This window comes from Pseudomonas sp. UBA4617, assembly GCF_002386445.1.
Classification (GTDB): Bacteria; Pseudomonadota; Gammaproteobacteria; order Pseudomonadales; family Pseudomonadaceae; genus Aquipseudomonas.
This window is the reverse complement of sequence record NZ_DGIR01000019.1, coordinates 1-22,355: the sequence shown is the minus strand read 5'-3', so window position 1 is coordinate 22,355 and position 22,355 is coordinate 1. Positions and strand designations below refer to the sequence as shown.

General features: G+C 61.8%; 22 protein-coding genes. 5 read left to right on the top strand and 17 right to left on the bottom strand.

Annotated elements, in window-relative coordinates; all coding sequences use genetic code 11:
* The first annotated feature begins 120 nt into the window (after positions 1–120).
* The gene (locus tag B4L76_RS07015) at positions 121–429 is read left to right on the top strand and encodes a hypothetical protein (RefSeq protein ID WP_296231428.1); all 309 of its coding nucleotides are present in this window, start codon (positions 121–123) and stop codon (positions 427–429) included.
* A 457-nt stretch (positions 430–886) separates the two neighbouring features.
* On the opposite strand, the gene B4L76_RS07010 is transcribed toward B4L76_RS07015, so the two are convergent.
* From B4L76_RS07010 to B4L76_RS06995, 4 genes are all read right to left on the bottom strand, one after another.
* Complete coding sequence (locus tag B4L76_RS07010) at positions 887–1,738, bottom strand: hypothetical protein (RefSeq protein ID WP_027615222.1); 852 nt, start codon at positions 1,736–1,738, stop codon at positions 887–889.
* A gap of 117 nt (positions 1,739–1,855) precedes the next feature.
* Positions 1,856–2,557 (bottom strand): hypothetical protein, encoded by a 702-nt coding sequence (locus B4L76_RS07005; RefSeq protein WP_027615221.1) that lies wholly within the window; start codon positions 2,555–2,557, stop codon positions 1,856–1,858.
* A 546-nt stretch (positions 2,558–3,103) separates the two neighbouring features.
* On the bottom strand, positions 3,104–4,396 hold the full coding sequence (locus tag B4L76_RS07000; protein WP_027615220.1) for a site-specific integrase: 1,293 nt from the start codon (positions 4,394–4,396) through the stop codon (positions 3,104–3,106).
* Between the two features lie 987 nt (positions 4,397–5,383).
* Positions 5,384–5,806 (bottom strand): helix-turn-helix domain-containing protein, encoded by a 423-nt coding sequence (locus B4L76_RS06995; RefSeq protein ID WP_296231423.1) that lies wholly within the window; start codon positions 5,804–5,806, stop codon positions 5,384–5,386.
* An 82-nt stretch (positions 5,807–5,888) separates the two neighbouring features.
* Here B4L76_RS06995 and B4L76_RS06990 point away from each other — a divergent pair, with 82 nt between their 5' ends.
* Positions 5,889–6,377 carry a DUF2938 domain-containing protein gene (locus B4L76_RS06990; RefSeq protein ID WP_296231422.1) on the top strand — a complete coding sequence of 163 codons (489 nt, stop codon included), beginning with the start codon at positions 5,889–5,891 and terminating at the stop codon, positions 6,375–6,377.
* 24 nt (positions 6,378–6,401) lie between these two features.
* Here the strand turns inward: B4L76_RS06990 and B4L76_RS06985 are convergent, their stop codons facing one another.
* Positions 6,402–7,175: a substrate-binding periplasmic protein gene (locus tag B4L76_RS06985; RefSeq protein WP_296231421.1), complete on the bottom strand. Its 774-nt coding sequence runs from the start codon at positions 7,173–7,175 to the stop codon at positions 6,402–6,404.
* A gap of 118 nt (positions 7,176–7,293) precedes the next feature.
* On the opposite strand from B4L76_RS06985, the gene dnaX reads away from it, so the two are divergent.
* The 3 genes from dnaX (at position 7,294) to recR (ending at position 10,510) form a co-directional block, all read left to right on the top strand.
* Positions 7,294–9,363, top strand: coding sequence for a DNA polymerase III subunit gamma/tau (gene dnaX / locus B4L76_RS06980; RefSeq protein WP_296231420.1), 2,070 nt, complete (start codon positions 7,294–7,296; stop codon positions 9,361–9,363).
* 62 nt (positions 9,364–9,425) lie between these two features.
* Positions 9,426–9,761 (top strand): YbaB/EbfC family nucleoid-associated protein, encoded by a 336-nt coding sequence (locus tag B4L76_RS06975; protein WP_023381418.1) that lies wholly within the window; start codon positions 9,426–9,428, stop codon positions 9,759–9,761.
* Between the two features lie 146 nt (positions 9,762–9,907).
* On the top strand, positions 9,908–10,510 hold the full coding sequence (gene recR / locus B4L76_RS06970; RefSeq protein WP_003259670.1) for a recombination mediator RecR: 603 nt from the start codon (positions 9,908–9,910) through the stop codon (positions 10,508–10,510).
* A 35-nt stretch (positions 10,511–10,545) separates the two neighbouring features.
* Here the strand turns inward: recR and B4L76_RS06965 are convergent, their stop codons facing one another.
* From B4L76_RS06965 to ccoN, 12 genes are all read right to left on the bottom strand, one after another.
* Positions 10,546–11,094: an adenine phosphoribosyltransferase gene (locus B4L76_RS06965; RefSeq protein ID WP_296231419.1), complete on the bottom strand. Its 549-nt coding sequence runs from the start codon at positions 11,092–11,094 to the stop codon at positions 10,546–10,548.
* A 54-nt stretch (positions 11,095–11,148) separates the two neighbouring features.
* On the bottom strand, positions 11,149–11,883 hold the full coding sequence (fnrA, locus tag B4L76_RS06960) for a Crp/Fnr family transcriptional regulator FnrA (RefSeq protein ID WP_015271145.1): 735 nt from the start codon (positions 11,881–11,883) through the stop codon (positions 11,149–11,151).
* A 182-nt stretch (positions 11,884–12,065) separates the two neighbouring features.
* Positions 12,066–13,448: an oxygen-independent coproporphyrinogen III oxidase gene (gene hemN, locus B4L76_RS06955; RefSeq protein ID WP_296231417.1), complete on the bottom strand. Its 1,383-nt coding sequence runs from the start codon at positions 13,446–13,448 to the stop codon at positions 12,066–12,068.
* A gap of 119 nt (positions 13,449–13,567) precedes the next feature.
* A complete protein-coding gene (locus B4L76_RS06950) occupies positions 13,568–14,251 on the bottom strand; it encodes a sulfite exporter TauE/SafE family protein (RefSeq protein WP_296231416.1) in 684 nt (227 codons plus the stop codon).
* Complete coding sequence (gene ccoS, locus B4L76_RS06945) at positions 14,244–14,459, bottom strand: cbb3-type cytochrome oxidase assembly protein CcoS (protein ID WP_296231415.1); 216 nt, start codon at positions 14,457–14,459, stop codon at positions 14,244–14,246. Before ccoS ends, B4L76_RS06950 begins: the two co-directional genes overlap by 8 nt.
* The gene (locus tag B4L76_RS06940) at positions 14,438–16,912 is read right to left on the bottom strand and encodes a heavy metal translocating P-type ATPase (RefSeq protein ID WP_296231414.1); all 2,475 of its coding nucleotides are present in this window, start codon (positions 16,910–16,912) and stop codon (positions 14,438–14,440) included. The genes ccoS and B4L76_RS06940 overlap by 22 nt, the downstream gene beginning before the upstream one ends.
* Positions 16,913–17,060: 148 nt before the next feature.
* Positions 17,061–17,585 carry a FixH family protein gene (locus B4L76_RS06935; RefSeq protein ID WP_296231412.1) on the bottom strand — a complete coding sequence of 175 codons (525 nt, stop codon included), beginning with the start codon at positions 17,583–17,585 and terminating at the stop codon, positions 17,061–17,063.
* A 15-nt stretch (positions 17,586–17,600) separates the two neighbouring features.
* Positions 17,601–19,016, bottom strand: a complete 1,416-nt coding sequence (gene ccoG / locus B4L76_RS06930; protein ID WP_296231411.1) for a cytochrome c oxidase accessory protein CcoG — start codon at positions 19,014–19,016, stop codon at positions 17,601–17,603.
* 258 nt (positions 19,017–19,274) lie between these two features.
* The gene (ccoP, locus tag B4L76_RS06925) at positions 19,275–20,252 is read right to left on the bottom strand and encodes a cytochrome-c oxidase, cbb3-type subunit III (protein ID WP_296231410.1); all 978 of its coding nucleotides are present in this window, start codon (positions 20,250–20,252) and stop codon (positions 19,275–19,277) included.
* Positions 20,249–20,446, bottom strand: a complete 198-nt coding sequence (locus B4L76_RS06920) for a cbb3-type cytochrome oxidase subunit 3 (RefSeq protein ID WP_296231632.1) — start codon at positions 20,444–20,446, stop codon at positions 20,249–20,251. Before B4L76_RS06920 ends, ccoP begins: the two co-directional genes overlap by 4 nt.
* 5 nt (positions 20,447–20,451) lie before the next feature.
* Positions 20,452–21,060 (bottom strand): cytochrome-c oxidase, cbb3-type subunit II, encoded by a 609-nt coding sequence (gene ccoO / locus B4L76_RS06915; protein WP_289135854.1) that lies wholly within the window; start codon positions 21,058–21,060, stop codon positions 20,452–20,454.
* Positions 21,060–22,355 (bottom strand): cytochrome-c oxidase, cbb3-type subunit I (gene ccoN / locus B4L76_RS06910; RefSeq protein WP_296231407.1); only part of this gene is annotated, 1,296 nt, incomplete at its 5' end. The genes ccoO and ccoN, both read right to left, overlap by 1 nt.

Sequence of the window (22,355 nt, the reverse complement as noted above, 5' to 3'; positions counted from 1 at the left end):
CACCCTGATCGTGAACACACTGATCGATGACACTCCAAATGTTGACACACTAACTGATACAATTATCTCAGGCCCCCTTACGCCGGGGAAGCGAACGCCTAGCTCTGAGAGATCAACGAAATGAATGAAAAACTGTTCGTGCTGACCAGTCGCAAGAAGAAGACAAACCACATCCTGCACCTGATCCTGACCTTTCTGACTGGAGGGCTTTGGTTGATCGTGTGGGGCATCACAATGCGAAGCAACGATGGTCAGAACAAGAAGATCGATAGGGAAATCGACCATATCATGCACTACAAGTCTCAGGGCTTGAGCGATGCAGCCACGTACCAGCAGATGAAGACAGACAAGCTGAATGCTGATGTGCTTCAAGGGAGGGTGATCTTCGTTGTGCTGCTGGTAGTGTTCATGTACTTCTACCTTCGGTAGAGGCTGCGCACCTTCAGCGGAGCGTCAAAGCAAATTCCTTGATCAGCTCCGCTGGGCGTTTGCACCGAAAGCGGCTAGCTTTCAGCTGATTGCACTGTGCATGATCGTAGGTCAGGATCGTGGACACCTAACGGTGTAGAGGGGGTGAAACAACCACCCCCCCAAACCTACTAACCCTCACTATCCAAAGCTGACGCTGTTCCTCCTGTGCACAACATCCGAGCCCTTCTGATCCGCAGGATAGAGTTTTGCACGATCAGAGCGTAGCTCTAGTGGCTGCTCGCATTCTTGTTGTCCAACCATGTTATTGGTTTGTTGGACTAGTACGTTTGGCCGTTAGCGTCAGCTAACAGCGATAGCTGTTTTCATTTTTGTTGTTTGTTGTCCCGGTGCGTGCTGTCCGATGTCCGACCCTATACATATGGTGGGCGCTGTTCGGACACGCATATGGCAGGAGTCAGTTGGCTGCTGCCAGCCATCCCTGTGACTCAGCGAAGTCAAGGAAGGGATCAGCACCAGTCGGCTCTGGCATATGGCGCCTATCCTCAGTATTCCGTACCGATGGTGCTTCGGCGTCTGGAGTACCTTGAAGAGCATTCGTGACCTTGGTAGTGCGTTCAAGGAGCTTTGCCGTTGGCTCTGTACCAAGTCCACTGACAAGCTTCAGGATGTGCTGTCGAGCAGCATACGCTTGCTTTTGCTGAGCCAAGTCAGCACGTTCACTGTCTTCTGAGGCACAAACAGCGTGGAGCTCCATGTATTCGTTGATGACTTCATCGACCCGAGCCATCAGATTCAATGCTGACTGCTCAAGGTGCAGACGACTTGCAGTAGGTGCTTGGTCATCGACCCAATCCATAACGAACACAGATTGGGTGCCGTTAGAGGTGGAGCGTTCACGCACCTTCTCTTTGACACGTCTGATTACGCTGGAATCAAAGGAGCTCTCATAGCGTCCTTCGGCAGCGTTCCACTTACAGCCGTATTCTTCGTGCAGAATGCCCCGGAGCTCAAAGTCTTTGACTCCTTGTGCACGAATTGCGAGCTCGTATACGCGACTCACCGACTTGCTCAGTGGAGTGGCGATTTCCTTTGGTACATCTTTAACAAGCAGTTTTACCTTACGCTCAGCAAGCCCAGTGGCTGCCACGATTGCAGCGTAAGATTTTCCCTCACGACGCAGTTCCACCGCCCATTCTTCTGGGGTTGGCGCGGTGGTGGTCGGTTCTTGTGGGGTGGGGGCAGGTGCTTGAGCGTGCTCGTCATTGGCCGAGCTGGCAGGCAAATTCAAAACGGATGGGTGCTGCATTCGTAATCTCCTCTAGTTCATTCTCGATAGGCATTCCTCTCGGGTTGTGCCGGTTTGTTGGTAAGTTGGTACTCCGCAGGCCAATGTCCAAGCCTGCGGTGGTGTGAAGTCAGTTCGTCAGTCGTGAATGTGAAGCTGGCAAGTGCGAAGTCTATCAATCACACGTTGATCAATCTTGCCCTCATACTTGTCAGCAACTTCACAGCAGTAGGTCGAGTATGCTGCCTTCAAGGCCGCGAATGCACTGAATACATCGCGAAACGTTCCGAGGTGAACTTGCTTGCCATACTTGGAAATTCGAGCCGTGAACCCTTTTTGCCTTGGTCCTTGCTTCACGCCAATGGGCAATCTGCCACGCTGACTGCGGGTGTCCCGAAACATCTGATTGATAAGCCTTGGAACCAGTGAGCAGAACTCCGGCGAATAGATTCTGTTGTGTCGGTCGAGGATGTCTTTGTCCAGTTCCGCGTCCGCCGCGTTCGCATAAGGTTGGGCGACGTACCAGTCGGCAAATTCTTGGAAATCGTGCCACTTCTTGCAAACTGTGCAGCCCTCATAGGCTGAGGCATCTGACCCGTAGCACCGATTCAGCATGTATTTCCAGTGGGAGTAGGCGCGGGCTGTTTTTTCGTGATAAGGCAAGGCCAGTGCCTTCCTTCTCTCAATCGAGTTATAGCCGACACCGCACAGCAATGTCTCACCGATCAGTGGGCCGAACAGCGGAAGTTCTTCCCCGAGGCTGTAGTCAAGGTGAATTCCGGCCACGCAAGGTGCTACAAGGATGGTCCGTGTGATGTCATTGATTCTGGGGTGAGACATGTTGTTACCTCCGTTCAGTTGAAAAATGGGCAAAAAAAACCGACTCAAGGTCGGCATCGGGCTAGTCATTCTTCTCGTTACGGAGGAGTGGGAACTCAGCTATTCGATGTCGTAGACCTCAAGGTTGGTGTTGCTGCGATTGCATTTGTCATGGGTAGTTCTCATGAGCTGCATAGACCGTCGGTGGTGGTCAGCCAAAATTCAGGCGTTAAAAAACCTCCTGCGATTTTCGGGTGGCTTGTACACACCGTGGTCGCGTAGAGGTTTCTCGGTAATCTGTTCTGCCGCTGAGCAGAATCGTATAGTCTCACAATGGGCGACCGCTTGTCAATAGGTGTTGACAGGGCGCTCGGGGGCTGATCTATCTCTTGCCTTTCGCAATCTTGGAGAAAAAAGCGAAAAACCTTTTTGTAGGGAGAGGGAAGGGCTTTGTTTAGTTCAGACCCCCTTTACGCCCCGTAAACACTGGGTTTGACAAAGCACGGAGGATGGCTAGCGTCGTTCGAGAGCGAGGTTTTGGCAAGGTTTACGGCAGGTTATTCGAGGTTATTTGATGTGCTTCATGGCCTCGACCATCGCCTTAATTGGCGTCCTGCTGCCGTAGATGCCAAAGGTTACGGAGCTGTCTTCGTGTCCCACCATGCGTTTGATTAATGAGTCTTGCACGCCAGCATCACGCAGGTCATCGATGAAGGTGTGGCGGAAGCTGTGGAAAGTTTTGCGTGGGTCGGTGATACCCAGTTTCGCCTTATAGCGGCCAAACCATTTTGAGGCTGCATGCCCGAGCTTCCCACGTACTGCTTCAAGCTCGGGGAACAGGCGATCAGCTCCATCTGTCCTCACCGATTCAGCGTACTGCAACAATCCCAGCTCAATCAGTGAAGGGTGCAGGGGAAGTACTCGGCGGCTGCTGGCACTCTTAAGGTTCTGGCCTTCACGGCTGTCATCGATGCGGATGCACTGGACGCCCTGTTGCTCAATGAAGTCATCGACTCGCAGTTGGCACAGTTCTTCCAATCGTGCCCCAGTGGTTCGCCCAAGGAGTGGCAGCCAGTAACGCCACGGGTGCTTTCGGGCTTCTCTTCGCAGTACATCGTGGTTCAGCAGGGCATTTAGGTCGTGTCGTTCAAAAGACAGCCGGGCTTCCTTCGCTGATCCTGTCATGACTTTCATGCCCGTCAGTGGGTTGTCTGTGACGTACCCATTCGTTTTGCACCAGTTCAGGAAGGCGGTGAGCTTGCGTAGCCGATTGTTCACTGTGACAGCGGTGATGGTCTTGTAAGAACTTCCTGAGTCAACCACCTGCCTCAGTGTCTTTCCCTTGAACTCGGGGCGTAAGCCGAAATATTGCGGGCATAGGCTGAGCCGTTCCTTTAGAAGGCGTGCTTGGTGCGCATCGAAGGCTTTGGCGGGCATGTCACCCACCAACTCGAAAAGGTCTGATAAGGCTCGCTCGACTTCCTCGGTGCTGACCTGTCGCCATGTGCCTCCCCGTTTCCCTTCCTCTATATAGAGCTTGGAGAGTGCAGCGAGGGTAGGGCTGTCGCTATTCCGTTTCGCTGAGACTGCCGTAGCGATCCGTGGAGCGGCTTGGATAGTGGGCGTGGGTGTAGAGTCCCGCCACTGTGAACACAACGTACGAAGCGTCTGGGGGTCTGCAAGAGGGTGCTCGCTAAGGTGGTGATGCAACCGCTGCACCAGTGATGTGGCAATGAAGATGGCGCTTTGACGATGCCGTATGTTCAGGCTCAAACGCAAAGTGTTACACCTCGGGAATAGGTGCTTTGGCAGCTTGAGATTCAGGTAGTAGAGCGCCCCGCGCTTGATGATGTAGGCCATGGGTGTGACACCAAAGTGTTACAGCAAAGTGTGACAGTGCTGGCTACACCCAAGTTTTGAGCACCCATGCTGGGTGTGCGTACCGATAGAACTCTGGTTGCCCCATCAGCCTGAAACCCTTGCCCCATAAGGTCTGCGTTGATTACCAGCATGCTTGCATGCGACCTAGACATGGCCCGGAAGGGAGCAGCCATAGCGGGAACATCGAGTGCCGGGGTGTGGCTGGTGGGGCTGCCTCCATTACACAAGTCCTTGAATTCTCAAGGCTTTCTCGCAGAACTTCGTAGTTAACCAGTGCCTGATGCCACTATTTGGTGCGCCATCCCGGCATACTGACGACTTTCTAACCGGATGTGTATCGTCCCGCGTTTCGCACGGACGGCTGGCGATCCGAAGCGGAGCCTGCTCCAAGGTCTTGTTGCCAGTGCATGCCTTATTGCTGGGGAGCTGGCTTCTGAAAGGGCGTGGACTGCTTCAGTCCACCTCCATGAACCGCCGCCGGGTCAGGAACAGTACCGTACCCAGCGGTATGGCCAGGAGCATCAACAGCTCCGGTCAAAGCCCAGCACCTGCTGCTGGCCGACTTTGAAAATGCCGACCGAGCCCGTTGCGAGCAACGTTACGCCCAGCCACTTGCGTAGCGGATAGGGTTTCAGGAATTTTACGACGACTGCGCCCGCTACCAGAAGGAGGCGGCTTGCATGAAGTAAGGCATGTAGAGCACCTCAGGCCCTGATGACCGTCCTCACGGTAAAACGCTGCGGGTCGATCCCTCCATTTCCTTCATCGGTCTTGTACTGCCAAGTCTTTTCGAACTGCATGCGCGTATCCATTCGTGCATAAAAGAGGGGATTTTCCCCAGGCGATCGCTGAGATGCAAACGGTCTTGTTAGAGCTGGCGCCAGCGAACTTCGTTTGCATAAACGCTTTTGCTCAGCAATGTCGTTGAAACGTAAGTACTGTTCTCGGTGCACGGCGTTGACGGTCCTACCCTGGGTGTTTCGAGATAGACGTCGATCTGCCTCGTTGTTTTCCATACCCCGCTGCCGATAACTTCATCAGCCGCTGGAATGTCGGGCATGCCAGGTGATCCGCTTCCGGGCACTGCGCCGCATGCCGCAGGCCCTTGCTCATTGCCTGCAAGCGCCTGATCCGTGCATCCAGTTCGTCGGCCTTGGCGATCAGCAGCTGCCGGTCGACCTGCAGGTCCACCAGCATCGCTCCCACTTCATCCAGGGAAAACCCCGCCGCTTGCCCCAGCGCTATCAGTGCCAAGCGGTCTGCCACATCCGCGGCAAACTGCCGTCGTTGACCGCGCCCGGCAAGTGACTTGAGCAAGCCTTTCTTTTCGTAGTAACGCAGCGTCGAGGCGGGTACGCCTGTACGTCTGGCGACATCGGCAATGTCCATTTCTGTCCCTTGACTTGAAGTTGACTTCAACTTCTATGCTGCGCGGCGTAGTGATGACCGTCAACCTTCGAGGGCTTTTTCAATGACCTTTACTGCGATGCTTTCTGCTGCCTTGCCGATCGGCGTGGGTGCCACGCTGGTCATGGATGGGTGGGGCTTGTTGCTGCGGCGCCTGGGGGTCGCCACGCCGAACTTCGCCATGGTCGGGCGCTGGGTGGGGCATTTGTTGCAGGGGCGGGTGCGACATCAGGCCATTGCCCGTGCGGAGCCGGTGCGCCACGAACGGGTGTGGGGATGGCTGATTCATTACGCCATCGGCGTGCTGTTCGCCCTGCTGCTGGTGCTGACAGTCGGCGAAGGCTGGTTGCTGGCGCCGACCCTGTGGCCGGCGTTGATGGTGGGTGCAGGGACGGTGGTGGCGCCGCTGTGTCTCATGCAGCCGGCGATGGGGGCAGGGTTCTTCGCTTCAAAGACACCGGCACCGGCGCGTAACTGCCTGAGGAGCCTGGTGACGCACGCGGTGTTCGGGGTAGGGCTGTTCCTCAGTGCAGCCCTGGTGGCGCTGGTGTGAGGGGCTTTTGCGGGGCGGACCTGCTCATGGTTGGGCTACCGGCATGGCGTGCTGATGGCCCAGCCCTTCATAGCGCTGCACAATCCGTTCGATTTCCCCTGACTGCTTCATCCGCGCCAGCGCCCGCAGCAGCCCCTGGGTCGGTATCGCCGGATCATTGCGTACCATGCACCCCAGCTCCTGCTCGTCCAGCACCGTCAGCGCCTGCAGGCGCTGCGCATCCGGCAGGCCCCGGTTGAACCACTGCAATGACAGCTGGTTGCTGACTGCGTGGCGATAGCGGCCGGCTTGCAACTTCTGCAATACCAGCAACTGGTTGCGGCTGTCTTCGCGCTGCAAGCGGCCCTGGTCAAGCAAGGGCTGCAAGCCCGGGTAGCTGAAACCCAGAACTGTACCGATCGCCTGTGGCGGCAGTTGCTCAGGGGATATTGCCGTGCTGTCGCCCAGGCGACCGACCAGCAGGTCGCGCTGGTTGATCAGTGGGATGCTCCAGACAAAATTCCTCGGTGGGGCGTCGAACCACTGGTTGCTGACATAGCACCGCACGTCGATATCGCCATGCTCCATGGCCTCCTGCAGGCGCAGGCGGGCCATGACGTGGTACACAGGGCGTGCGCCCACCTCTCGGGCCAGTGCCTGCGTCAGGTCGTACAACAGGCCTTCCACTGGCTGGTCGGCTTCGATGCGCACCAGCGGCATGCTCCAGCTCTCGGCCACGGAAAAACGCAGCACCGCCTGTTCGGCGAGACATTGCGAAGTCCACAACAGCAGCAAGGCCAGCAGTCTTGGCAAAGGCATATCCTCCCTGGACAGCACATACAGTTTCTAGCTTAGACGAGCTGCGCGGGGTGCATTTTTGCCCCCGCTCCGCTAGCATTAGCGATCTTCCGCTCGATCAGGCTACGATGGTTTTTCGATGAGTTATCAGGTCCTTGCACGTAAATGGCGTCCGCGCTCGTTCCGCGAAATGGTCGGCCAGGCCCATGTGCTCAAGGCCTTGATCAACGCCCTCGACAACCAGCGCCTGCACCATGCCTACCTGTTCACCGGTACCCGGGGCGTGGGCAAGACCACCATCGCCCGTATCATTGCCAAGTGCCTGAACTGCGAAACCGGCATCACCTCGACACCATGCGGCACCTGTTCGGTGTGCCGGGAGATCGACGAAGGCCGTTTCGTCGACCTGATCGAGATCGACGCCGCCAGCCGCACCAAGGTCGAGGACACCCGCGAACTGCTCGATAACGTGCAGTACGCCCCGAGCCGTGGGCGCTTCAAGGTCTACCTGATCGACGAAGTGCACATGCTGTCGACCCACTCGTTCAACGCCTTGCTCAAGACGCTCGAAGAGCCGCCGCCCTACGTCAAGTTCATCCTCGCCACCACCGACCCGCAGAAGCTGCCGGCCACCATCCTGTCGCGCTGCCTGCAGTTCTCGCTGAAGAACATGAGCCCGGAGCGGGTGGTCGAACACCTTAGCCACGTACTGACTGCGGAAAACGTGCCATTCGAGACGGATGCCCTGTGGTTGCTGGGCCGCGCCGCCGATGGCTCGATGCGCGATGCGATGAGCCTGACCGACCAGGCCATTGCCTTTGGCGAAGGCAAGGTGCTGGCCGCCGATGTGCGGGCCATGCTCGGCAGCCTTGACCATGGCCAGGTCTATGGTGTGTTGCAAGCGCTGCTCGAGGGTGATGCACGGGCCTTGCTCGAGGCCGTGCGCAACCTGGCCGAACAGGGCCCGGACTGGGCTGGCGTATTGGCCGAGATGCTCAATGTGCTGCATCGCGTGGCCATTGCCCAGGCATTGCCGGAAGCCGTGGACAACGGCCAGGGCGACCGCGACCGGGTACTTGCGCTGGCCGCGGCATTCCCGGCCGAGGACGTGCAGTTCTACTACCAGATGGGCCTGATCGGTCGCCGTGACCTGCCCCTGGCACCGGACCCGCGCGGTGGTTTTGAAATGGTCCTGCTGCGCATGCTGGCTTTTCGCCCGGCCGACACCGACGACGCGCCGAAGCCGCTGCTAAAGCCAGTGGGGATCAGCCAGGCCACAGCTGATCCAGCAACCCCGGTGGCAGCGCCGGCGCTTGCCGCGGTACCGCCAGCCGCTGCCGTGCAACCGGCTGCAGCGGTTGCCGCGCCGCAGTTGGAGGCACCCACGCCGGTGGTTCCAGCACCACTGCCGGTTGATGCACCTGTGCCGCCGGCTGAGCCAGCCCCCGTTATCGAACCCGAGCCGCAAGCCGAGCCCGACCCGGAGCCAGTTGCCATCGCAGAGGTGGTTGACCTGCCATGGGAAGAGTCGGAGCCGGCAGCGCCTGAGCCCGCGCCTGCACCGCCGCCTGCGCCCGCGCCGATGCAGGCGGCCCCGGCCCACGACGACGAGCCGCCCTTCGACCCGTCGGCCTATGCTGCCGTGGGCATGGACCGCGACGATGAGCCGCCACTGGACGAAGACTATTATGGCGGCGAAAACGACCCGGTCGGCTTCAGCTACCTGGACGAGCTGGCCGAACACGTCCAGGAAGAGGCGCCCAAACCAGTCGCCGAGCCGCTGCCAGCGGCCAAGCCGGCTACCGGCCTGGCCCTGCAATGGCTGGAAATGTTCCCCCAGTTGCCTGTGTCCGGTATGACAGGCAACATCGCAGCGAACTGTACCTTGATCGCCGTCGATGGCGACGACTGGCTGCTGCACCTGGACCCTGGCCAAGGGGCGCTGTTCAATGCCACCCAGCAGCGACGCCTGAACGAAGCGCTCAACCAGCACCTGGGGCGTACGCTGAACCTGCGTATCGAGCTGATTCAGCCCGAGCAGGAAACCCCGGCCCAGGCGGCAGCGCGCAAGCGCAGGGAGCGTCAGCACGATGCAGTGGTGTCGATCGAGCAGGATCCGTTGATCCAGCAGATGATCAAGCTGTTCGGTGCCAAGGTGCGGCAGGATACTATTGAACCTGTAGAGGCCCTGGCCAATCAGGGCCAGTAACGGATAACCATGCGGCTGGCCAGGTGCCGGCCGCATCACATGACCCAATCGAGGTATACCCCATGATGAAAGGTGGCATGGCCGGCCTGATGAAGCAGGCCCAGCAGATGCAGGAAAAGATGCAGAAGATGCAGGAAGAGCTGGCCAACGCCGAAGTTACCGGCCAGTCCGGTGGCGGCCTGGTGAGCGTTGTGATGACCGGCCGTCACGATGTGAAGCGCGTCAGCATCGACCAGAGCCTGATGTCGACTGACGCAGACGACAAGGAAGTGCTGGAAGACCTGATCGCCGCTGCACTGAACGACGCCGTGCGCAAGGTCGAGCAGAACAGCCAGGAAAAGATGGGCAGCATGACTGCCGGCATGCAATTGCCGCCGGGCTTCAAGATGCCGTTCTGAGGGCATTGCATTACCAGGGACCGCCGCTCATGACAGCGGCGGTTTTTTTTTCAGGTGAGATTTCTCCGCGGACGCGGTCTGCTGATTTGACGGCATTGTCACCGCTGGGTATAAACCGCCTCTTATTGAATTGTCAGGCCTTTCCCATGAGCTTCAGCCCTCTCATCCGCCAACTGATCGATGCCCTGCGTATTCTCCCGGGTGTCGGCCAGAAAACCGCCCAGCGCATGGCCCTGCAGCTGCTCGAGCGTGACCGCAGCGGCGGCCTGCGCCTGGCACAGGCCCTGACCCAGGCCATGGAAGGGGTAGGGCATTGCCGCCAGTGTCGTACCCTGACCGAGCAGGAGCTGTGCCCGCAATGCGCCGACACGCGCCGTGACGATACCCAGTTGTGCGTGGTCGAAGGACCGACCGATGTGTATGCGGTGGAGCAGACGGGCTACCGTGGCCGCTATTTCGTGCTCAAGGGCCACCTGTCGCCGCTGGACGGCCTGGGCCCGGAGGCGATCGGCATTCCACAACTGATGGCGCGGATCGAGGAGCAGGGCACCTTCACCGAGGTGATCCTGGCAACCAACCCGACGGTGGAAGGTGAGGCGACTGCGCATTACATTGCCCAGCTGCTGAGCGAGAAGGGCCTGGTGGCGTCGCGCATTGCCCATGGTGTGCCGCTGGGTGGGGAGCTGGAGCTGGTTGACGGCGGAACCCTGGCCCATGCCTTCGCCGGGCGGCGGCCGATTTCGCTCTGAGTCATCGGGGCTGCAAGGCAGCCCCAATTTCCAACTCAATATTCGCTGAGCGAAAACTCGGTCAGACAGAATGTCGGCACACCCGCCGCCTGCAGTCGGCGCGACCCGTCCAGCTCCGGCAGGTCGATGATTGCCGCCGCCTCGAACACCCGCGCACCGGTCCGACGCACCAGGTTGGCCGCTGCCAGCAGCGTACCGCCAGTCGCAATCAGGTCATCGAAGATCAGCACCGCATCCCCTTCGCACAGGCTGTCGGCGTGCACTTCCAGAAACGCTTCGCCGTACTCGGTCTGGTAGGCCTCGCTCAGCACATCAGCGGGCAGCTTGCCTTGCTTGCGGAACAGGATCAGCGGCTTGTTCAGTTGGTGGGCGATGATCGAGCCGATCAGGAAGCCTCGCGCATCCATGGCACCGATGTGGCTGAACTCGGCCTCGACATAGCGCTCGATGAACTGGTCTGCCACATAGCGCAGCCCGCGCGGCGACTGGAACAGCGGGGTGATGTCGCGGAAGATCACGCCCGGCTTGGGGAAGTCCACTACCGGGCGGATCAGGGCTTTGAGGTCGAAGGCGTCGCTGTGCATTGTTGCGGGTATCCTGGGAAAACGAATGCCCAAGTATACCTGCTAAACGCCGCCTCAGGCCTCCATCGCACCGCCGGCCAGCGCGCACAGCTGGATCGGGTCGAGGATGTGCACTTCCTTGCCTTCGGCGCGGATCAGGCCGTTCTGCTGGAAGCGGGTGAACACCCGCGACACGGTTTCCACGGCCAGGCCAAGGTAATTGCCGATTTCGTTGCGCGACATGCTCAGGCGGAACTGGTTGGCCGAATAGCCGCGGGCACGGAAGCGCGCCGAAAGGTTGACCAGGAAGGTGGCGATGCGCTCGTCAGCGGTCTTTTTCGACAGCAGCAGCATCATTTGCTGGTCATCGCGGATTTCCCGGCTCATCACCCGCATCAGCTGGCGACGTAGCTGGGGCAGCTGCACCGACAGTTCGTCGAGGCGCTCGAAGGGGATTTCACACACCGAGGTGGTTTCCTGCGCCTGGGCCGACACCGGATAGGCCTCGGTGTCCATGCCCGACAGGCCGACCAGCTCGCTGGGCAGGTGGAAGCCGGTGATCTGCTCTTCGCCGCTGTCGCTGAGGCTGAAGGTTTTCAGGGCGCCGGAGCGTACCGCGTAGACCGAGCCGAAGTTGTCGCCCTGGCGGAACAGGAACTCGCCTTTCTTCAGCGGCCGCCCGCGCTTGACGATTTCGTCAAGTGCATCCATGTCTTCGAGGTTCAGCGACAGGGGCAGGCACAGGGGGGCCAGGCTGCAGTCCTTGCAATGGGCCTGGTTGTGTGGGCGCAGTTTGACTGGCTCGGACATTTTCTTCGATCCTTGTGGGAAAGCACACATAAGACGTAAGGGTAACTCACGGCATAGGTAGTAGGCCAGCGTGCGCTGTCGTGCGGCGAACTGGCCAGGCCCCGGTGCGTGTGCCGGGGCCATTACTGTGCCCATAGTGTGCCTGGCGAGGAAGCTTGTCCATGCGGTCGAACGACTCGGTTTCAGATTACCCGGGAAAAGCGCTGGCGGTTGTGCTGCCCCAGGTAGCCATCGAACACCATGCACACCGAGCGTGCCAGCAGGCGCCCGGCCGGCAGGATGCGGATGCCCTGGTCGTCCAGGCGGATCAGGCCGTCGCGCTGCAAGGTCAGCAGTTCTGGCCAGAGGTCATTGAAGTAGCCGCGGAAATCGATGCTGAAGGCCTGCTCGATCGGCTCGAAGTCCAGCTCGAAATGGCAGATCAGCTGCTGGATCACCGCCCGGCGCAAGCGGTCGTCGTGGTTGCAGATCAGCCCGCGCTGGGTGGCCAGCTGGGCGTTGGAAAGGCTGTCCTGGTAGGTGTTGAGGTCACTGCTGTTCTGGCAGTACAGGTCGCCGATCTGGCTGATGGCCGACACGCCCAGGCCGATCAGGTCACAGTGGCCGTGGGTGGTATAGCCCTGGAAGTTGCGCTGCAGGGTGCCTTCTTCCTGGGCGATGGCCAGCTCGTCGTCGGGTAGGGCGAAGTGGTCCATGCCGATATAGCGATAGCCGGCTGCGGTCAGCTGGTCGATGGTGGCATGCAGCATCTCCAGCTTGGCGGTTGCGCTGGGCAGGTCATTGCTGTCGATGCGCCGTTGCGGCATGAAGCGTTCGGGCAGGTGGGCGTAGTTGAATACCGACAGGCGGTCGGGTTGCAGGCGGATCACCTCCTCGACGGTACGGGCGAAGCCTTCCGGGGTCTGTTTGGGCAGGCCGTAGATCAGGTCCAGGTTGATCGAGCGGAACTGCAGGGTGCGCGCGGCCTCGATCAGGGTCCGGGTCTGTTCCAGGCTCTGCAGGCGGTTGACTGCGCGCTGCACGGCCGGGTCGAGGTCCTGCACGCCGAGGCTGACGCGGTTGAAGCCTAGTTCGCGCAGCAGGCCCATGGTCGACCAGTCAGCCTCGCGGGGGTCGATCTCGATGCCGTAGTCACCGGAGTCGTCGTCCAGCAGTTGGAAATGCTGGCGCAGGGTGGCCATCAGCTGGCGCAGTTCCACATGGCTGAGGAAGGTCGGGGTGCCGCCGCCGAAATGCAGCTGTTCGACTCGTTGCCTGGGGTCGAGGTGGCAGGCGATCAGCTGGATTTCCTGTTCCAGGCGCTGCAGGTACGGCGCGGCACGGGCCCGGTCCTTGGTAATGACTTTGTTACAGGCGCAGTAGTAACAAATGTTTGCACAGAACGGCACGTGCACGTACAGCGACAGCGGGCGCACGGCCCGACGGCTCTCGCGCAGGGCGTGGAGCAGGTCGAACGAGCCCACTTCGCTGTGCAGTTGCACGGCGGTCGGGTATGAGGTGTAGCGTGGTCCGGCCAGGTCGTAGCGGCGGATCAGGTCGGTATCCCAACGTAGGTCGTCGAGCATGAGGGCGGTCCCCGGAAAGAGCAGCAATGCACCGGAGTCTAGGGTTGTCTGCAGGAATCTGTGTTGATTTGTATCAAGGTGAATCGGCGGCGGATTGCGAGGCCGCAAAGCGGCCTCCTTCAATGCCCCATCAGCCAATGCTGGTGCGGCCCGGGCAAGGTCCAGATGCCAAACAACATCACCAGCACTCCGCCAGCCACGCGCACACTGCGTCGTTTCAACAAAGTGTTGACCCGTTCTGCCGCCAGCCCGGTCGCCAGCAGCACCGGCCACGTCCCCACCCCGAACGCCAGCATCAACGCTGCGCTGTGCCCGGCGTTGCCCTGGCTGGCCGCCCACAGCAAGGTGCTGTATACCAGCCCGCATGGCAGCCACCCCCATAGTGCCCCGAGCAGCAATGCGCGCGGCAGGCTGGACACCGGCAGCAAGCGCGATGCCACGGGCTGGATATGCCGCCACAGTCCGCGGCCCAGCGCCTCGATGCGGGTCAGCCCGCTCCACCAGCCGGCCAGGTACAGCCCCATGACGATCAACAGCAGCGCCGCCAGCACCCGCAGCGCCAGGGCCGCAGGGCTGCTGGCCACGGCCCAGCCGGCCAGGCCCAGCAGCAGGCCGGCACAGCCATAACTGAGCACCCGGCCAAGGTTGTACGCCAGCAGCAGGCGCAGGCGCCGGCCGCGTTGTTCCGGGGGAATGGCCAGGGTCAGCGCGCCCATCAGGCCGCCACACATGCCCAGGCAGTGGCCGCCGCCGAGCAGGCCGAGGATCAATGCCGAGCCGAGCAGGGCAAGCAGGTCAGGCACGGGGTGGCGGTTCCTTGGCGGGGGCGGCCTGGCCGTCGTCAGGCGCTACTGCCGCCTGGTGGCGCGGGTCCTGGTCATCGAACAGGATGCTGTGGGCAGGGCTTTCGAGGTCGTCGTACTGGCCGCTGTCCACCGCCCAGAAGAAAATGTACACGGCCACGCCAACCAGCAGCAGTGCGGCGGGGATCATGACATAGAGGGCGGGCATGATGGCTTTCTCCCAGGCAAGGACGCTTCATTCGTAGGCAGGCCCGGTGCCAGCGGCGCGCGGGTCAGGCGCATGGCATTGAGCACCACCACCAGCGAACTGATCGACATGCCGATGGCCGCCCACACCGGGGTGATCCAGCCGAGCGCGGCGAACGGCAACACCAGGCCATTATACAGAGTCGCCCACAACAGATTCTGGAGGATGTTGCGGCGGGTGCGGCGGGCCAGCTCGAAGGCCTGTACCAGCGCCGACAGGCGGTTGGACAGCAGTACGGCATCTGCGCTGGTCTTGGCCAGGTCGGTGGCACTGCCCATGGCTATGCTGATGTCGGCGGCGGCCAGCACCGGTACGTCGTTGACCCCGTCGCCCAGCATCAGCACCTTGCGCCCGGCCGTCTGCAGCGCCTTCAGCCGGTCCAGCTTGTCGTCCGGGCGCAGGCCGCCGATGGCCTGGTCGATGCCCAGCTGTGCGGCGACTTCGGCAACCATCGGCGAGCTGTCACCGGATAGCAGCAGCGTGCGCCAGCCACGGGCCTTGCAAGCGTCCAGCAGGGCAGGGGCATCGTCGCGCAGGCGATCATCCAGGCCGAACCAGGCCAGCGGCCCTTGGCGGTCGCCCAGCAGCAGCCACTGGCCGCGCGGTTCCGGTACGGCGGGAGGCGCTGCGCCGCTCAGGGCGCTGACGAAGGTGGCCTGGCCAATGCGCAGCAGCTGGCCTGCCACCTGGCCTTCCAGGCCCAGGCCCGGCACGCTCTGCACATCGTCGGCAGGGCTGGCGCTGCGGCCGAAGGCACGCGCGATGGGGTGTTCGGAGCGGTTTTCCAAGGCCGCGGCCAAGGCCAGGCAGCGCTCGGCCGGCAGGTTGCCGAGCGGGCGGATGCTGCGCAAGGTCAGGCGGCCTTCGGTCAGTGTGCCGGTCTTGTCGAAAACCACCGTGTCGATCTGGTTCAGGCCTTCCAGCACATGGCCACGGGTAACCAGCAGGCCAAGCTTGTGCAAGGTGCCGGTGGCGGCGGTCAAGGCCGTGGGCGTGGCCAGGGACAGCGCGCAAGGGCAGGTCGCTACCAGCATGGCCAGCACGATCCAGAACGCCCGCGCCGGGTCCAGGTGCCACCACCACAGGCCGATGGCCAGGGCGGCGAGCAACGAGCAGAGCAGGAACCACTGCGAGGCGCGGTCGGCGATTTCGGCCAGGCGCGGTTTTTCAGTCTGCGCACGCTCCAGCAGGCGAACGATGGCGGATAGCCGCGAATCGGCGCCCACGGCTTCGACTTGCACATGCAGCGGGCTTTCGACATTCAGCGTGCCGCCGGTGACACGATCGCCGGCGCGGCGTGGTTGCGGCAGGTATTCGCCGGTGAGCAGCGATTCATCGATGCTGGAGCGGCCATCGACAATGCAGCCGTCGGCAGGGATCACCGCGCCTGGCAGCACCTGTACCCGGTCGCCGCGCTGCAGCTCGCTGAGCAGGATGCGTTCGGTGTGGCCGTGGGCATCCAGGCGCAGGCATGAGGCGGGCAGCAGGTTGACCAGTTGCGCAGTGGCCGCTGCCGTGCGTTCACGGGCACGGCGTTCCAGGTAGCGACCGGTGAGCAGAAACAGGGCGAACATGCCCACGGTGTCGAAGTACAGTTCGCCGCTGCCGGTGATGGCGGTCCAGATGCCGGCGGCGAAAGCCAGGCCAATGGCCAGCGACACCGAAACGTCCATGGTCAGGTGACGGGTGCGCAAGTCGCGCGCGGCGCCCTTGAAGAACGGCGCGCAGCTGTAGAAGACGATGGGGATGGTGAGAAACAGTGCCACCCACCTGAGGATGGTGTGCAGTTCGGGCGACAGGTCGATGTTGAATTCCGGCCAGGTGGCCATGGTTGCCATCATCGCCTGGAACCACAGCAGCCCGGCCACGCCCAGGCGGCGCAGGGCACTGCGGTTCTCGCGCGCCAACTGCTCGGCGGCCTGGTCGGGCTGGTAGGGGTGGGCTGCATAGCCGATCTGGCGCAGCTCGGCGAGCAGGCGCGACAGAGGCAGCAGCTGGTCGTTCCAGGTCAGCAGGAGGCGGTGGTTGGACAGGTTCAGGCGTGCCTCGGCGACGCCGGGCAGGTTGCGCAGGTGTTTTTCGATGAGCCAGCCACAGGCGGCGCAGCTGATGCCTTCGACCAGCAGGGTCGTTTCGGCCAGGTCCCCAGCATGGCGGACGAAGCTCTGCTGAACGTCGCTGCGGTCGTACAGGGTCAATTCGTCCTGGAGTTGTTTTGGCAGTGCTTCGGGGTTGGCGCTGCTGTCGCTGCGGTGCTGGTAATAATGCTCCAGGCCGCCGGCGACGATCGATTCGGCCACCGCCTGGCAACCGGGGCAGCAGAACTGCCGGGGCTCGCCCAGAACCACGGCGGTGAAGCGGCTGCCGGCGGGGACGGGCAGGGCGCAGTGGTAGCAGGGGGTGGGTTGGGTCATAAGGCGAACACAATAATTCTGAGGGGGACGTAGATCCCTGTGGGAGCGGGCTTGCCCCGCGAAAGGGCCAGGCCTGGAAAATGATGTTCACAGGTCAGGCCCTTTCGCGGGGCAAGCCCGCTCCCACAAGGGGGGCGTGATGGTGCAATCATCGGTGTTCGGCACCTTGAAGCGCTTCATCGCCCAGTTGCAAGGTCACGCCATGCTCGACCTTCTCTTCCTCGAACAGCCGCCACACATGCGCGTCCTGGCTGCCGAGCAACTCCACGAAGCGACGCCCGTCGACCTTGTCTTCCAGTTGCCCCACATAACGCCCGGTTTCGGCACGGCTCAGCAGTACCTTGCGGTCCTTCTCCGGCTGGGTCGGCGAAATCAGGTTCAGCTCCAGGCTCTGCGGGTCGCTGCTGCCGCTCAGGCGCAGCTCCACTTCGCCGGTCAGCTCGTCGAGGTGCACACTGGCCTTCAGGCCCAGTTTCTGCGCCAGCAGTTCACGGTCCAGCGAGCGGTTGATGCCCTTGCCGGCCTCGTAGTAGTTGTCATTGACCAGGTTGTCCGGGTTGCGCACGGCGATGCTGACCATGCTCAGGCTCAGGCATACCGAAGTGGCCAAGATGCCGATGATGATCCAGGGCCAGAGGTGCTTGTACCAGGGGCTGGCGGCGGTGGCAGGCATTGTCGGTTATCTCTCTCAGCGGATCTGTGGGCCGATGAAGCGGCTCTTGGCTTCAACCTGGGCGTCGCTGTCATCGGCGCTCTTGAGGATGAAGGTGACGTCGTTGGTGGTCGAGGGCAGTTTCTCGGGGGCAATCGACAGTTGCACCGGCAGGCTGACGATATCACCGGCCGCCACGCGGATCTCGCGCTGACCTTCGAGCCGGAGGTCCGGCAGGCCGGCGGCGTCCAGCACGTAGACGTGGTCGCGCTGGTCCTTGTTCATCACCTTCAGGCTGTACACGTTCTCGATCCGGCCCTGGGCGTTCTCGCGGTACAGCACGCGGTCCTTGCTGACATCGAAACCGACCAGCGAACGGGTCGCGAAGGCGGTGGCCAGGCCAATGATCATCACCACCAGTACCAACGCGTAGCCGATCAGGCGTGGGCGCAGCAGGTGGGTCTTCTGCCCCGACAGGTTGTGTTCGGTGGTGTAGCTGATCAGCCCGCGCGGGTAGTTCATCTTGTCCATGATGGTGTCGCAGGCATCGATGCAGGCGGCGCAGCCGATGCACTCGATCTGCAGGCCGTCCCGGATGTCGATGCCGGTGGGGCAGACCTGTACGCACATGGTGCAGTCGATGCAGTCGCCCAGGCCGTGGGCCTTGTAGTCCAGGTCCTTCTTGCGCGGGCCGCGGGTTTCGCCACGGCGCGGGTCGTAGGACACGATCAGCGTGTCCTTGTCGAACATCACGCTCTGGAAGCGCGCATAGGGGCACATGTACACGCAGACCTGTTCACGCAGCCAGCCGGCGTTGCCATAGGTGGCGAGGGTGAAGAAGCCGACCCAGAAGTAGGCCCAGCCGTCGGCCTGGCCAGTGAAGAATTCGATGGCCAGTTCGCGGATCGGCGAGAAATAACCGACGAAGGTCATGCCGGTGACGAAACCGATCAGCAGCCACAGGCTGTGCTTGGCGAGCTTGCGCAGGAACTTGTTGCCACTCATGGGCGCCTTGTCCAGCTTCATGCGCTGGTTGCGGTCGCCCTCGGTGACCTTTTCGCACCACATGAAAATCCACGTCCACACGCTTTGCGGACAGGTGTAGCCGCACCACACGCGGCCGGCGAACACGGTGATGAAGAACAGGCCGAAGGCGGCGACGATGAGGATGCCGGAGAGCAGGATGAAATCCTGCGGCCAGATGGTGGCACCGAAGATGTAGAACTTGCGCTCGGGCAAGTTCCACCACACGGCCTGGTGGCCGCCCCAGTTCAGCCAGACGGTACCGAAGTAGAGCAGGAACAGCACGGCACCGCCGACCATGCGCAGGCGCCGGAACAGGCCGGTGAAGGCACGGGTGTAGATCTTCTCGCGGGAGGCGTACAGGTCGACGGAGTCCTTCCCTTTGCTGGCAGGCGGGGTGACGTCATGTACCGGAATTTGCTTGCTCATCATCAAGTCCCACGGCAGTGGAAAAACGCCGCGGCCAATGCGTGCCGGCCGCAGTCTGGCGCAATCTGCTAGCGCTCTGCGGCCCATGATACGCCGCTGATGGCAGTATGGGGTCGCACTGCGACCTTTAGTCGCGTTGGGTTTGTGGCGTGAATCGTGTTATGGCGGGTGTCAATTGATCCAGGTCATTCCCCGGCGAGAAATACCGGCCCGTACCGGCCTCTTCGCAGACAAGCCCGCGAAGAGGCCGGGCCTGCGTTATTCGCTCTTGGCCGGTTCAGCCTGCTGTGACAGGCTGTACACATAAGCGGCCAGCAAGTGCACCTTGTCATTGCCCTGCAGCTGCGCCTGGGCCGGCATCTGCCCTTGGCGACCGTAACGGATGGTCTGCTGCAACTGAGCGAAGCTCGAGCCGTAGATGAACGCCTGCGGGTGGGTCAGGTTCGGCGCGCCCATGGCAGGGGTACCTTTGCCTTCCGGCCCGTGGCAGGCCACACAGTTGGCGGCGAAGATCTTCTGCCCGTTCTCGACATCGGCCTTCGCGCCTTCCGGCAGGCTGCGGCCATCCAGCTTGCTGACCACGAACGCTGCCACGTCAGCCACGCCCTGGTCGCCGATCACCTCGGCCCAGGCCGGCATCACCCCGTGACGGCCGCCCATGATGGTGGTCTTGATGGTGTCCGGCTCGCCGCCCCAGCGCCAGTCGTTGTCGGTCAGGTTGGGGAAACCGAAGGCACCCTTGGCGTCGGAGCCGTGACATACCGAGCAGTTGGAGGCGAACAGCCGCGCGCCCATTTTCAGTGCTTGCGGGTCCTTGGCCACTTCCTCGATAGGCATGGCGGCGAACCTGGCGAAGATCGGCCCGAAGCGGGCATCGGCCTTGGCCATTTCCTTTTCCCACTCATGCACGCCCGTCCAGCCCGGCTGGCCGTTGGAAAACTCGGTCTGCTTGTCGTTGTCCAGGTACGAATAGCCCGGCAGCACGCCTTTCCAGTTGCCCAGGCCGGGGTACAGCACCAGGTAGCCCAAGGCGAAGATGATGGTGCCGACAAACAGCCAGAACCACCATTTCGGCAGCGGGTTGTCGTATTCCTCGATGCCATCGAAAGCATGCCCGACGGTTTCGTCGGTAACCTCTTCGCGCTGGCCCTTGCGGGTCGACAGCAGCAGCCAGGTCAGCGAGAAGATGGTGCCCAGGGTCAGGACGGTAACGTACAGACTCCAGAAGGTTGTCATTGTTGTTTGCTCCCAGAAGCTTTTGCTTGCTCTTGCTCGACGTGGCGGCAGGCTGAGGGGTCATCCGCGAAGGGCAGTTGGGTCGCTTCGTCGAAGTCCTTTTTCCGCCTTGGGCTGAACACCCATAGCGCCAGGCCCACGAACGCCACCATCACCACGACGGTGCCCAGGCCGCGAATCATCCCGATATCCATCAGCGTCACCGTTTGCTCTTGATGATGGTGCCAAGACCTTGCAGGTACGCGACGAGGGCGTCCATTTCGGTCTTGCCCTTGACCGCGTCGCGGGCCCCGGCGATGTCGGCGTCGCTGTACGGCACGCCAAGAGTGCGCAGTACTTCCATCTTCTTCGCGGTGTCCTTGCCGTCGAGCTTGTGCTCGACCAGCCACGGGTAGGACGGCATCTTCGACTCCGGTACCACGTTGCGCGGGTTGTACAGGTGGGCGCGGTGCCAGTCATCCGAGTAGCGGCCGCCGACCCGGGCCAGGTCCGGCCCGGTCCGCTTGGAGCCCCACAGGAACGGGTGGTCCCAGACGCTTTCACCGGCCACCGAGTAATGGCCGTAGCGCTCGGTTTCGGCGCGGAACGGGCGGATCATCTGCGAGTGGCAGCCCACGCAGCCTTCGCGGATATAGATGTCGCGGCCTTCAAGCTCCAGCGCGGTGCGCGGCTTCATGCCTTCGACGGGTTTGTTGGTGACGTCCTGGAAAAACAGCGGGACGATCTGGGTCAGGCCACCGACGCTCACGGCGATGACCATGAAGAAGGCCAGCAGGCCTATGTTCTTCTCGACGGCTTCATGCTTCATCAGTGCGCTCCCACGACGACGATCTTGGCGGCTTCCTCTGCCTGTACCGGGTTGGCGGCACGCACGGTACGCAGCACGTTGTAGGCCATCAGCAGCATGCCGCTGGCGAAGAACGCGCCGCCCAGGGCGCGGACGATATAGCCAGGGTGGCTGGCCTGCAGGGCTTCGACGAAGGAGTAGGTGAGGGTGCCGTCATCGTTGATGGCGCGCCACATCAGGCCTTGGGTAATGCCGTTGACCCACATCGAGGCGATGTACAGCACGGTACCGATGGTGGCCAGCCAGAAGTGCGCGTTGATCAGGCCGACGCTGTGCATCTGCTCGCGCCCATACAGGCGCGGGATCATGTGGTACACGGCACCGATCGAGATCATCGCCACCCAGCCGAGCGCGCCGGCGTGCACGTGGCCGATGGTCCAGTCGGTGTAGTGCGACAGCGAGTTCACCGTCTTGATGGCCATCATCGGGCCTTCGAAGGTGGACATGCCGTAGAACGCCAGCGAAACCACCAGGAAGCGCAGGATCGGGTCGGTGCGCAGTTTGTGCCAGGCACCGGACAGGGTCATCATGCCGTTGATCATGCCACCCCAGCTCGGTGCCAGCAGGATGATCGACATCACCATGCCCAGTGACTGTGCCCAGTCGGGCAGGGCGGTGTAGTGCAGGTGGTGCGGGCCGGCCCAGATGTACAGGGTGATCAGCGCCCAGAAGTGCACGATCGACAGGCGATACGAGTAGATCGGCCGCTCGGCCTGCTTGGGCACGAAGTAGTACATCATCCCGAGGAAGCCGGTGGTGAGGAAGAAGCCCACGGCATTGTGGCCGTACCACCACTGGATCATCGCATCGGTGGCCCCGGAGTAGGCCGAGTACGACTTGAACAGGCTTACCGGCAGCGAGATGTGGTTGACGATGTGCAGCATCGCGGTGACCACGATGAAGGCGCCGTAGAACCAGTTGCCGACATAGATGTGCCGGGTCTTGCGCTTGACGATGGTGCCGAAGAACACCAGCCCGTAGGTGACCCAGACGACGGCCAGCAGGATCGCCAGCGGCCATTCTAGTTCGGCGTATTCCTTGGTGGTGGTGTAGCCCATCGGCAGGGTGACCAGTGCACCGACGATCACCGCCTGCCAACCCCAGAAGGTGAAGGCGGCCATGCTGTCGGAGATCAGCCGGGTCTGGCAGGTGCGTTGCACCACGTAGTAGCTGGTGCCGAACAGCGCACAGCCCCCGAAGGCGAAAATCACCAGGTTGGTATGCAGCGGGCGCAGGCGGCCGAAGCTGGTCCAGGG